Origin of the sequence: Streptomyces sp. NPDC051576 (genome assembly GCF_040681835.1) — a bacterium.
Classification (GTDB): Bacteria; Actinomycetota; Actinomycetes; order Streptomycetales; family Streptomycetaceae; genus Streptomyces.
In genome coordinates, this window is the sequence record NZ_JBFAZO010000003.1 from 347,137 (window position 1) to 359,329 (window position 12,193).

11 protein-coding genes are annotated in these 12,193 nt (G+C 68.1%); 6 read left to right on the forward strand and 5 right to left on the reverse strand.

What is annotated here, in order from left to right; genetic code table 11:
* The first annotated feature begins 36 nt into the window (after positions 1-36).
* The 6 genes from murJ to trxA all read left to right on the forward strand — a co-directional run bounded on the left by murJ (position 37) and on the right by trxA (position 7,350).
* On the forward strand, positions 37-2,289 hold the full coding sequence (gene murJ, locus AB0M63_RS11385; RefSeq protein ID WP_355919949.1) for a murein biosynthesis integral membrane protein MurJ: 2,253 nt from the start codon (positions 37-39) through the stop codon (positions 2,287-2,289).
* 118 nt (positions 2,290-2,407) lie between these two features.
* Complete coding sequence (locus AB0M63_RS11390; protein WP_355919946.1) at positions 2,408-4,123, forward strand: protein kinase family protein; 1,716 nt, start codon at positions 2,408-2,410, stop codon at positions 4,121-4,123.
* Between the two features lie 27 nt (positions 4,124-4,150).
* Positions 4,151-4,876 carry an RNA polymerase sigma factor SigM gene (gene sigM, locus AB0M63_RS11395; protein ID WP_355919943.1) on the forward strand — a complete coding sequence of 242 codons (726 nt, stop codon included), beginning with the start codon at positions 4,151-4,153 and terminating at the stop codon, positions 4,874-4,876.
* Positions 4,873-5,835 (forward strand): hypothetical protein, encoded by a 963-nt coding sequence (locus AB0M63_RS11400; protein ID WP_366019199.1) that lies wholly within the window; start codon positions 4,873-4,875, stop codon positions 5,833-5,835. Before sigM ends, AB0M63_RS11400 begins: the two co-directional genes overlap by 4 nt.
* A 171-nt stretch (positions 5,836-6,006) precedes the next feature.
* Positions 6,007-6,975, forward strand: coding sequence for a thioredoxin-disulfide reductase (trxB, locus tag AB0M63_RS11405; protein ID WP_355919937.1), 969 nt, complete (start codon positions 6,007-6,009; stop codon positions 6,973-6,975).
* A 42-nt stretch (positions 6,976-7,017) separates the two neighbouring features.
* Positions 7,018-7,350 (forward strand): thioredoxin, encoded by a 333-nt coding sequence (gene trxA, locus AB0M63_RS11410; RefSeq protein ID WP_355919935.1) that lies wholly within the window; start codon positions 7,018-7,020, stop codon positions 7,348-7,350.
* 53 nt (positions 7,351-7,403) lie between these two features.
* Here trxA and AB0M63_RS11415 read toward each other — a convergent pair whose 3' ends face one another.
* From AB0M63_RS11415 to AB0M63_RS11435, 5 genes are all read right to left on the reverse strand, one after another.
* Positions 7,404-8,021, reverse strand: a complete 618-nt coding sequence (locus tag AB0M63_RS11415; protein WP_355919932.1) for a GNAT family N-acetyltransferase — start codon at positions 8,019-8,021, stop codon at positions 7,404-7,406.
* A 328-nt stretch (positions 8,022-8,349) separates the two neighbouring features.
* Positions 8,350-9,453 (reverse strand): ParB/RepB/Spo0J family partition protein, encoded by a 1,104-nt coding sequence (locus AB0M63_RS11420; RefSeq protein WP_355919929.1) that lies wholly within the window; start codon positions 9,451-9,453, stop codon positions 8,350-8,352.
* Positions 9,450-10,523, reverse strand: a complete 1,074-nt coding sequence (locus tag AB0M63_RS11425; RefSeq protein WP_355920014.1) for a ParA family protein — start codon at positions 10,521-10,523, stop codon at positions 9,450-9,452. The genes AB0M63_RS11420 and AB0M63_RS11425 overlap by 4 nt, the downstream gene beginning before the upstream one ends.
* Before the next feature lie 296 nt (positions 10,524-10,819).
* Positions 10,820-11,536 carry a 16S rRNA (guanine(527)-N(7))-methyltransferase RsmG gene (rsmG, locus tag AB0M63_RS11430; RefSeq protein WP_355919926.1) on the reverse strand — a complete coding sequence of 239 codons (717 nt, stop codon included), beginning with the start codon at positions 11,534-11,536 and terminating at the stop codon, positions 10,820-10,822.
* A gap of 137 nt (positions 11,537-11,673) precedes the next feature.
* On the reverse strand, positions 11,674-12,186 hold the full coding sequence (locus AB0M63_RS11435; protein WP_019055151.1) for a R3H domain-containing nucleic acid-binding protein: 513 nt from the start codon (positions 12,184-12,186) through the stop codon (positions 11,674-11,676).
* Positions 12,187-12,193 lie beyond the last annotated feature (7 nt).

Consider the following 12,193-nt stretch of genomic DNA (forward strand, 5'->3'; position numbering starts at 1 on the left):
GGCCGGTGGGCCCGGGGACGATGAGGTGGGGTAACCATGAACGCGCCGTACGACGGTGACCGCGGTCAGGGCGCGGGCGGCTCGGGCTACTCCGAGAGCCCGCCGCCCGAACACGGCCAGGTGCCGCCGCAGCCCCCCGCGGACATGTACCTCCAGGACGCCTACGACCAGGACCCCTACCGGGCGCAGGACCTCTCCGCCCAGGACCCGGTCGCCGAGGCGCTCTACGACCGCGCCGCGCACCCTCCGCCGCCTCCGGGCACATACCAGCCGCAGCCCCCGCTCTACGCCCAGCCCCCGCAGTCCCCGTACGCCCCCGACCCCCGTGTGTGGGCGCAGACCCCAGCGCCGGAGCCGGAGGGTCCCACCCAGTACCTGCCGTACGGCGACAACGCCCGGACGACGCAGTTCGTGGGCGTGGACGACCTGGTGACCGGGGCGAGCGAGGAGTACCACGAGCCGGACGCCTTCGCTCATCTCTTCCGGGACCAGGGCCAGGGCGGCGGACGCCCGCCGATGGAACCCCCGGCGGTGCCCGGCCCGTCCCCTGCGCCGTCCTCGGGCCAGGTGCCCCCCGCACCGTCTCCGGAGCCGATGTCCGATGCGACGATGCAGCTCACCCCGACGGCGCCGGCGCCCGCGGCCGCTCCTGCGAAGGGCGGCCGGGCCACGGGTCTCCTGAAGTCGAGCGCCGTGATGGCGGCGGGCACGATGGTCTCCCGCCTGACCGGCTTCGTACGCTCCGCGCTGATCGTCTCGGCACTGGGCGTCGGCCTGCTCGGTGACACCTTCCAGGTCGCCTACCAGTTGCCGACGATGATCTACATCCTGACGGTCGGCGGCGGCCTCAACTCCGTCTTCGTGCCTCAGCTCGTCCGGGCCATGAAAGAGGACGAGGACGGCGGCGAGGCGTTCGCCAACAGGCTGCTGACCCTCGTCATGGTGGCGCTGGGTGCGCTCACCGCGCTCGCGATCCTGGCCGCGCCATATCTGATCCGCCTGCTGTCGGACTCCGTCGCCAGCGACCCGGCGGCCAACGAGGTCGGCGTCACCTTCGTCCGCTACTTCCTGCCCTCGATCTTCTTCATGGGCATCCACGTCGTGATGGGCCAGGTCCTCAACGCTCGCGGCAAGTTCGGCGCGATGATGTGGACGCCGGTCCTGAACAACATCGTCATCATCGTGACGCTCGGCATGTTCATCTGGGTGTACGGCACCTCCGCAGACTCCGGCATGAAGGTCACGAACATCCCTCCGGAGGCCCAGCGGCTCCTCGGCGTCGGTGTGCTGCTCGGCCTCGTCGTCCAGGCGCTCGCGATGATCCCGTACCTGCGGGAGACCGGCTTCCGGATGCGGCTGCGGTTCGACTGGAAGGGCCACGGCCTCGGCAAGGCAGCGACGCTCGCCAAGTGGACCGTCCTCTTCGTCCTCGCCAACCAGGCCGGCGCGCTCGTCGTCACCCAGCTGTCCACCTCGGCCGGCAAGTCCTCGCCCGTCGACGGCACCGGCTTCGCGGCCTACGCCAACGCACAGCTCATCTGGGGCCTGCCCCAGGCGATCATCACCGTCTCCCTGATGGCCGCCCTGCTGCCGCGCATCTCACGCTCGGCGGCGGAGGGCGACCGAGGCGCCGTCCGCGACGATATCTCCCAGGGGCTGCGCACGACCGCCGTGGCGATCGTGCCGATCGCCTTCGGCCTCCTCGCGCTCGGCATCCCGATGTGCACCCTGATCTTCGGCTCCTCGGGGACCAGCGAGGCCACCAACATGGGCTTCATGCTGATGGCCTTCGCCCTCGGCCTGATCCCGTACTCGGTGCAGTACGTCGTCCTGCGCGCGTTCTACGCCTACGAGGACACCCGGACGCCCTTCTACAACACCGTCATCGTGGCCGCGGTCAACGCGGGCGCCTCTGTGGCCTGTTACTACATGCTCCCGGCCCGCTGGGCCGTGGTCGGCATGGCCGCCTCTTACGGTCTCGCCTACGCGATCGGTGTCGGGGTCGCCTGGAACCGGCTGCGCAAGCGGCTGGACGGCGACCTGGACGGCGCTCGTGTGCTGCGGACGTACGCTCGGCTCTGCATCGCCTCCGTGCCGGCCGCACTGCTCAGTGGTGCGGCCGTCTACGGGATCGGTCATACGCTCGGCCAGGGGGTCGTCGGCTCGTTCGCCGCGCTTCTGGTGGGCGGTGCGGTACTGCTCGGAATCTTCTACGTCGCTGCCCGACGCATGCGCATCGAGGAGCTCAACTCCCTCGTCGGCATGGTGCGCGGGCGCTTGGGGCGCTGAGGCGGGGGCACACGCACAACCATCGTCCGCCGCTGTGTGTCGTGCATAGCGGCAGACTGTGGGCACAATTGGTTTCGGCGTCGGACAGCGTGCAACGGATGGGGAGGCAGGAGCGACGGTGGCGGAACGGAGCACGGCTGCCGTCGACGTGGCAGACAACAGCGGCGACGAGCCGCTGACCGCCAAGGCGGACCAGTCCACGGCCGACGGGGTGGCCCAGAACCCGGAGCGGGACACGGAAAGCGACAAGGCACAGGGGAGCGGCGGGATCGAGGGAACCGAGAAGGCCTCACCTCCCGAACTGCACAGCGGTCACAAACTCGCCAGACGCTATCGCCTCGAAGAGTGCGTCACCCGTCTGGACGGCTTCAGCAGTTGGCGCGCGGTGGACGAGAAGCTCCGCCGTGCCGTCGGCGTCCACATCCTGCCGGCGGACCATTCGAGGGCCCGCTCCGTGTTGGCCGCGGCCCGTTCCTCGGCGCTGCTGGGTGATCCCCGCTTCGTCCAGGTCCTGGACGCCGTGGAGGAGAACGACCTCGTCTACGTGGTGCACGAATGGCTGCCCGACGCCACGGAACTGACGGCGCTGCTGGCACCGGGCCCGCTGGAGGTGCACGACGCCTACCAGATGGTCAGTCAGATCGCCTCGGCCATGGCCGCCGCGCACCGCGAGGGCCTCGCCCATCTGCGCCTGAACCCGAACGCCGTGCTGCGCACCTCGTCCGGCCAGTGGCGCATCCGTGGTCTGGCCGTCAACGCGGCGCTGCGCGGCATCAGTTCGGACACCCCGCAGCGCACCGACACGGAGGCGATCGGTGCGCTCCTGTACGCCGCGCTCACCCAGCGCTGGCCGTACGAGGACGACGCCTACGGTCTGTCCGGGCTGCCCAAGGGCGTCGGTCTCATCGCACCGGACCAGGTGCGCGCAGGTGTTCACCGCGGTCTGTCGGAGCTCGCCATGCGCGCGCTCGCCAACGACGGTGCCACGGCCTCCCGGCACGAAGCGGCATGCACCACACCGGAGGAGCTGGTGAAGGCGATCGGCGAGATGCCCCGCATCCGCCCACCGGAGCCGGTGTTCACCGCACCTCCCGAGTACCAGCGCACGACGTACCAACAGGGCACGTACGGCCGCTCCCCATCGCATCCCGGTGGCCCGCAGACCGTGGCGACCCCGCCGCCCCCGCTGCAGAGCCGCACCGGCAAGGCCCTCAAGTGGGCCGTGTCCGCGTTGCTCATCGCCGCGCTGGGCCTGGGCAGTTGGCAGCTCGCGGACGCTCTTATGGACCAGGGCAACAAGTCCGAGGACACGAAGCAGACGCAGACGACGGACGGGAACGACAAGAGCGGCGACAAGACGAAGCCGGTCAAGACGCTCGCGATCCAGGGCGCCGAGGAGTTCGTGGCGAAGGGCGACGCCCAGCATCCGGGCGACGTCGACAAGACGTACGACGGCAACTCGTCGACGTACTGGCGGACCTCCAGCTTCATAGGGGGCCCGGTGCTCGCGCCGTACAAGCCGGGCGTGGGCATCGTCTACGACCTCGGTTCGGCCCAGAACGTCTCCACGGCGACCATAGGGCTCTACTACAGCGGCGATCACACGACGGTGAAGCTCTACGCGGCGGACTCGCTGTCGCCCTCCTCACTGGACTCCATGACGCAGATCGGCAGCGTCACGACGACTGGGACCAGTGCGACGGTGAAGGTCACCAAGCAGGTGAAGAGCCGGTACGTTCTTGTCTGGCTCACCGCTCTGCCCCACGCGGAAAGCGATCAGTACAGCAACGCGGGCTACAAGCAGGCCATCACTGACGTGAAGTTCACGGGCTGACGTCTCACCGGAGGGGGAGGGGGTCCGATGGCGGAAGGCGCCGGATACGACGGAGCGAGCGATCAGGATCTGCTCGCCCGCCATGTTGAAGGCGACCCCGATGCCTTCGGTGAGCTCGTACGGCGGCACCGGGACCGGCTCTGGGCCGTTGCCCTGCGGACGCTGGGAGACCGCGAGGAGGCCGCTGACGCCGTCCAGGACGCCCTCGTCTCCGCCTACCGGGCCGCCCACACCTTCCGCGGCCAGTCGGCCGTCACGACCTGGCTGCACCGGATCACGGTGAACGCCTGCTTGGACCGCGCCCGCAAGGCCGCCTCCAGAAAGACGTCTCCGGTCGACGACACGGAACGCCTGGAACAGCTCCTGGAGCCGCACGAGTCCGCCTCGGCTCCCGCGGAACGCAACGACCTGCATCGCCAACTGCTGGAAGCCCTGGGCACTCTCCCGCCCGATCAGCGCGCCGCCCTCGTTCTCGTGGACATGCAGGGTTACCCCGTCGCGGAGGCCGCCCGCATGCTCGATGTGCCGACCGGCACGGTGAAGAGCCGCTGCGCTCGCGGAAGAGCCAGACTGCTTCCGCTGCTCACCCATCTGCGACCGGAAAGAGCCGGTGACGACAAGGAACCGGGCGCAGGACGGAACCGGGCGCAGGGGACATCCGTCCCACCGGCAGCGGGACCTCGTGACTCGGGTCCCGAGGATGCGGGGCCGAGCGATTCAGCTGCTGTGAAGGGCGGAGGTGGGCGAGCGTGACATCCACGACAGACACGGCCGGGCACCCGGACGTCGCGGAGATCTCCGACCTCACCGAGGGCCTACTCCCTCCGTCCAGGACAGCCGAGGTAGAACGGCATCTGGACGAGTGCGAACTCTGCGCGGATGTCCGCGACTCGCTGGAGGAGATCCGGGGCCTGTTGGGCACGCTGCCGGGTGCACAGCGTATGCCTGCTGAGGTCGCGAGCCGTATCGACGCAGCCCTCGCCGCGGAGGCCCTCCTGGGTGCGACCGCGCCCGAGGCCCTGACCGCTCCGACGTTGGTAAGCGCGTCCCGCTCCATGTCGGGTGAGGGCCCCGAGAACGCCGAGACTCATGTTTCACGTGAAACATCGCTTGCGGCCGACCGACCGTCAGGACGCGCGCACGCGGCGACCGGTCCCGGACGCAAGGGCCGGAGTCGCAGCGGACGTCGCGGGAGGATCGTCCTGGGAGCCGTGTTCACGGCAGCCGTTCTGGGAGCCGGCTCTCTGTTCATCCAGTCGCTGGGCGACCACAAGTCGTCCGACACGGCTCAGGGGAACCCGACAAGCTCCGCTGACACCTTCTCCAAAGGGAAGCTGGAGAGCCAGGTCTCGGATCTCCTCTCCACCAAGACGGCCACGAGCCGAGGCACCACCGGCGGGGAGAAGCCCTGGAAGGCCGAATCCGACCCCGGCAGCGGGGCGTCTTCCACCAAGACTCCCCAGAGTCAGACCTTCATCCAGCCTTCCGACTCCATCCCGGACTGCATTCGGCAGGGCATCGACCGCGGCAACGAGGATGTCCTCGGTGCCAAGGAGGGCACCTACAACGGAAGCGCCGCTTATCTCGTGGTGCTGCCCGACGCTTCCGACAACAGCCTCGTCACGGCATACGTCGTCGACGCGGCCTGCACGACAAGCCAGATGTCCACCCCTGGCAAGGTCCTCCTGACGCGGTCGTACCCGCGTCCCTGACTGCGGACGTCTCATCTCCGGTCGGCGTGGTACCTCCCTACCGTGTGCTGTCTCCGTGTGCCCGGACACACCGGGAATGCGGGCCCCGTAGGATCCGTTGGGTGGGGTGGAAGCTCTGAAAGGGGCGACCACCGGTCGTACTGACGCAGTCCAGAGACGAGGAACCAAGCCGTGAGCGACGTCCGAAACGTGATCATCATCGGCTCCGGGCCCGCCGGCTACACGGCGGCGCTCTACACCGCGCGCGCGTCGCTGAAGCCGCTGGTGTTCGAGGGCGCCGTCACCGCTGGTGGCGCGCTGATGAACACCACCGAGGTGGAGAACTTCCCGGGCTTCCAGGACGGCATCATGGGCCCCGAGCTCATGGACAACATGCGCGCCCAGGCCGAGCGCTTCGGTGCCGAGCTGATTCCGGACGACGTGGTCTCCGTCGACCTGACCGGTGAGATCAAGACGGTCACGGACACCTCGGGCACGGTGCACAAGGCGAAGGCCGTCATCGTCACCACCGGCTCACAGCACCGCAAGCTGGGTCTGCCGAACGAGGACGCGCTCTCCGGCCGGGGTGTCTCCTGGTGTGCCACCTGTGACGGCTTCTTCTTCAAGGACCAGGACATCGCCGTCATCGGCGGTGGCGACACGGCGATGGAGGAGGCGACCTTCCTCTCCCGCTTCGCCAAGTCCGTCACGATCGTGCACCGCCGGGACAGCCTGCGTGCCTCCAAGGCGATGCAGGAACGCGCCTTCGCCGACCCGAAGATCAAGTTCGTCTGGGACAGCGAAGTCGCCGAGATCGAGGGCGACCCGAAGCTCGCCGGCCTCAAGCTGCGCAACCTGAAGACCGGGGAGCTCTCAGACCTCGCGGTGACAGGTCTGTTCATCGCGATCGGCCACGACCCCCGCACGGAGCTCTTCAAGGGCCAACTAGACCTGGACGGAGAGGGCTACCTGAAGGTCGAGGCTCCCTCGACCCGGACCAACCTGACCGGTGTCTTCGGCGCCGGTGACGTAGTCGACCACACCTACCGCCAGGCGATCACCGCCGCCGGCACCGGCTGCTCCGCCGCTCTGGACGCCGAGCGCTTCCTCGCCGCCCTCGCGGACGAGGAGAACGCGGAGCCCGCGAAGACCACCGTCTGACCCCCATCCGCCCCACCGCACGATCAAGTTAAGGAGCCCGCCGTGGCCGGCACTCTGAAGAATGTGACCGACGATTCCTTCGATGAGGACGTCCTCAAGAGCGACAAGCCCGTCCTCGTGGACTTCTGGGCCTCCTGGTGCGGTCCGTGCCGCCAGATCGCTCCGTCCCTTGAAGCCATCGCCGCCGAGTACGGCGACAAGATCGAGGTCGTGAAGCTCAACATCGACGAGAACCCGGGCACGGCCGCCAAGTACGGCGTGATGTCGATCCCGACCCTGAACGTCTACCAGGGCGGCGAGGTCGCCAAGACCATCGTCGGTGCGAAGCCGAAGGCCGCGATCGTTCGCGACCTTGAGGACTTCATCGCCGAGTGATGTTTCACGTGAAACCACGAATGGGCCGACTCCCCGGAGTCGGCCCATTTGCTTCAGAGCGGTCGGAGCGCTGGTTCCTTCTGTACCGCCCCGAGGAGTCGGTCGAGCGCCAGCTCCACGTCCTCCTTCCAGGAGAGCGTCGTGCGCAGCTCCAGCCGCAGTCGCGGATAGGTGGGATGCGGGCGGACCGTCTTGAAGCCCACGGCGAGCAGATGATCGGCAGGCAGGACGCAGGCGGCCTCTTTCGCTCGGGCATCACCGAAGGCCTCGATCGCCTTGAAGCCGCGCCGCAGCAGATCCTTGGCGACTGTCTGGACCATGACCCGGCCCAGGCCCTGCCCCTGGTAGCCCGGCATGATGAACGCCGTCATCAGCTGCACGGCGTCCGGTGAGACAGGGCTCGTGGGAAACGCTGTGGACCGGGGGACGTAGGCAGGCGGCGCGTAGAGGACAAAGCCCACCGGTACGTCATCGACATAGACGACCCGGCCGCAGGAGCCCCAGTCCAGCAGGACCGCGGAGATCCAGGCTTCCTTCTCTCCGGCCGAGGTGCCTGCCTTTACCGCGGCTTGGCCGCTGACGGGGTCCAACTCCCAGAAGACGCAGGATCGACACCGTTGGGGAAGGTCCGGGAGATTGTCCAACGTGAGCGGTACGAGCCGACGCCCCATGAAGGCTGATCCTCGCTTCCTTCGCCCGCGGCATCGCGGGCGGCTGTCAGAGCGCTGCGTTCCCTGAGCAGACTGCCGACGAACCCGCCGACCGCCCCCAGGCCCAGACCCGCGCTCACCAGTCCGGTGCGGCTCACCGTTCGCATGGCCCCTGCCTCCCCTAAGAGGTGCTGCCAGGTGGATGCGCCATACCCGATCGCATCGTATCCATGATGCGATTCCATCGATACCGACAGAAAGCAAAGAGCGGGCCGTGTTCCGGTACACACCGGACACGGCCCGCTCTGCTGGTCGGACGAGCAGGAATCCACTGCCGCAGATGAACGGCTCAGGCTTCGTCCTCCGAGTCGTCGTCCAGAAGACTCCTCTGCAGGACCGGCCCCTCGCCCGGAGCCAGCGAGCCGAGGATCCGCTCAAGGTCCTCCATCGAGGCGAACTCGACGGTGATCTTGCCCTTCTTTTGGCCCAGGTCGACCTTCACCCGGGTCTCGAAGCGGTCCGAGAGGCGCGTAGCGAGGTCGGTCAGCGCCGGGGAGACCAGCGCGCCGGCCCGCGGACCCTTGGAGCGCTGAGCCGTCTGGGGCCGCGAACCCATCAGGGTCACGATCTCCTCGACGGCCCGCACCGAGAGCCCTTCGGCCACGATCCGGTGGGCCAGCCGGTCCTGCTCCTCCGAGTCGTCGACGGAGAGCAGCGCCCGAGCATGACCGGCGGAAAGCACTCCGGCGGCGACCCGACGCTGGACCGACGGCGAGAGCTTCAGCAGACGCAGGGTGTTGGAGACCTGCGGGCGGGAACGGCCGATGCGGTCCGCCAACTGGTCATGCGTGCAGTTGAAGTCCTTGAGCAACTGGTCGTAGGCAGCCGCCTCTTCGAGCGGGTTCAGCTGAGCGCGGTGCAGGTTCTCCAGGAGGGCGTCCAGGAGAAGCTTCTCGTCGTCCGTGGCCCGCACGATCGCCGGGATCGCTTCGAGCCCCGCTTCACGACAGGCCCGCCAGCGCCGCTCGCCCATGATGAGCTCGTAGCGCGTCGGGGCAATCTGCCGTACGACGACGGGCTGGAGGAGACCGACCTCCTTGATGGAGGTGACGAGTTCCTGCAGCGCGTCCTCGTCGAACACCTCGCGCGGCTGGCGCGGGTTCGGTGTGATGTCACCGAGGGGCAGCTCGGCAAAGTAGGCACCTACGGGAGGCGCCGGCGTCTCGACAGTGCCGTACGCCGACGAGTCCTCTGTCTCGTAGGAGACCGGCGGGAGCATGGTGACCTTCGCGGCGGCCACCCCCCGGTCGCCGTTGATGACCGGAACAGCCGTGGGGGACGTGGAAGCAGCGCCACCCCCCGTCGCGGCCGGAGCCATCGTCTTCTCCCCTGTCGGGGCTGCGGGGATCAGTGCGCCGAGCCCACGGCCCAAACCCCTCCGTCGCTCGCTCACTGGATGCCCTCCACCATGCTCTGGTCGCTCTGAGCGCCGATGTGCGCATGCGGTGCGTCGTAGCTGACGCCCACACCCTTCAGTGCGATTTCCCTTGCCGCCTCAAAATAGGAGAGGGCACCGCTCGATCCTGGATCGTAGGTCAGTACCGTCTGCCCATAACTCGGCGCCTCGGAGATACGGACCGAGCGGGGAATGCTCGTCCGCAGCACCTCGTCGCCGAAGTGACTGCGCACCTCGTCCGCGACCTGGGACGCAAGACGTGTCCGGCCGTCGTACATGGTCAGCAGGATGGTCGACACATGCAGGTTGGGGTTGAGGTGCCCCCGTACCAGGTCGACGTTGCGGAGCAACTGCCCGAGGCCTTCCAGTGCGTAGTACTCGCACTGGATCGGGATGAGGACCTCCGCGCCGGCGACCAACGCATTGACCGTCAGCAGGCCGAGCGAGGGCGGACAGTCGATGAGGATGTAGTCCAGCGGCTGCTCATAGGCCTGAATCGCCCGCTGCAGTCTGCTCTCTCGCGCCACCAGGGACACGAGCTCGATCTCCGCACCGGCCAGATCGATGGTGGCAGGGGCACAGAAGAGGCCTTCGACATCGGGGACCGGCTGCACGACCTCGGCGAGAGGTCTGCTGTCGACCAACACGTCGTAGATGGAAGGAACTTCCGCGTGGTGGTCAATCCCCAGTGCTGTGGACGCGTTGCCCTGTGGGTCGAGGTCGACCACCAGAACACGGGCACCGTGCAGGGCCAGCGAGGCGGCAAGATTGACGGTCGTCGTCGTCTTGCCCACCCCACCCTTCTGGTTGGCGACGACCATGATTCGGGTCTGCTCGGGTCGTGGCAGGCCCTCGCCGGCACGGCCCAGAGCTTCCACCGCCAGTTGGGCAGCACGACCGATGGGAGTGTCGTCCATAGGGGGCGGTGTTTCACGTGAAACATCCTCCCCCATCGACTCGGTACGGGGACCGGGGACCGGATCGGTCATCGGTCCCGCGATGTTGGCGTCGGACCGCAAGGATTCACTCTCCTCGACTTCAGGCTCGCAATGAACAGAGCCTCCCATGTCTTCAGGGTCGTGAACCAGTGAGGCCTGTTGTTCTGTGGAGAATTCCACCTCTGTGGACAACTCCGTGCCCTCTCCGAGTGATCCGAGAGGCTTCCGATCGCGGGGTTCGGCCGCGGCGCGGCCACGACTGATGATGCCGTGTAGCAGTGAACGACGTTTCACGTGAAACACGATGCACAGCGGCCGAGGCCGAACTGTCGCGACACTCCGGCATGCATAGGTTTGGCAGCTTGTGTGGAGTAAGTCTCGTCGTCAGGACGGATCAGCGACGCGGTTCAGGCGTCGACGCATCCTCAACGGCGCCGCCGTGTACGTCCCGTACGGGCCGCCTTGGCCCGCTTGGCGGCGAAGCGCACTCCGCCAGGGCTCTCACCGACCTCGACACGGACGACCGTGGACAGCGGATCGACGATCCCTTCGCCAACCTGGAGGATGGACGTCTCCACGGCTCCGAGCTTGCTGAGCCCGGTCGCCGCGCTCTTGAGCTCCTCCTCAGCCGTGTCTCCCTTGAGGGCGAGCATTTCGCCGTACGGACGCAACAACGGGATGCCCCAAGTGGCCAGCCGCTCCAGCGGAGCCACGGCCCGGGCCGTCACCACGTGGACCGGCTGCAGCTTGCCCATGACCTCCTCGGCGCGTCCCCGCACCACGGTGACGTGATCGAGGCCCAGGAGCTCGACGACCTCGTTGAGGAAGTTCGTGCGGCGGAGCAACGGCTCCAGCAGAGTGATCTTGATGTCCTCACGGACCAGTGCCAGGGGAATGCCGGGGAGGCCGGCGCCGGAGCCGACGTCGCACACCGTCACTCCGTCGGGCACGACCTCCGAGAGGACCGCACAGTTCAGCAGGTGCCGCTCCCACAGGCGGGGCACCTCACGTGGGCCGATGAGCCCACGCTGCACTCCCGCGTCGGCGAGCAGCTCGGCGTAGCGGACCGCATCGTCGAAGCGATCGCCGAACACCTCGCGTGCCTGCTCGGGCGCAGGGGGAAGCTCCGCTGCCTCCGTCACGGGGGACCGTCCTTCCGTACCGCACAAGCGCATTGGGCGCTGATCACCAGGACCACCAGAACTACAGGACTATCAGGCTGACAAAGTTCGGCCCCGTCTGCTCAACAGACGGGGCCGGGAGGAACCGTAGGGACCGATCAGGCGGGAAGCACGACGACGAAGCGCTGCGGCTCCTCGCCCTCCGACTCGCTGCGCAGTCCCGCGGCCTTGACCGCGTCGTGCACGACCTTGCGCTCGAACGGGGTCATCGGGTTCAGCTTCACCGGCTCACCGGTGTTCTTCACGTCGGCCGCGGCCTTGGCGCCCAGCTCGGAGAGCTCGGTGCGCTTCTTGGCGCGGTAACCCGCGATGTCCAGCATCAGCCGACTGCGATCCCCGGTCTCCCGGTGCACAGCCAGGCGGGTGAGCTCCTGGAGTGCCTCCAGCACCTCACCGTCACGGCCGACGAGCTTCTGGAGGTCGCGGCCGCTGCTGTCGCTGATGATCGAGACAGCGGCGCGGTCGGCCTCGACATCCATGTCGATATCGCCGTCGAGATCGGCGATGTCGAGCAGACCCTCAAGGTAGTCCGCCGCGATCTCGCCCTCCTGCTCCAGGCGGGACAGGGTGTCTGCACCCTCGGCAGCGGCGGAGGTGGTGCCTTCCGTCACGGGATGG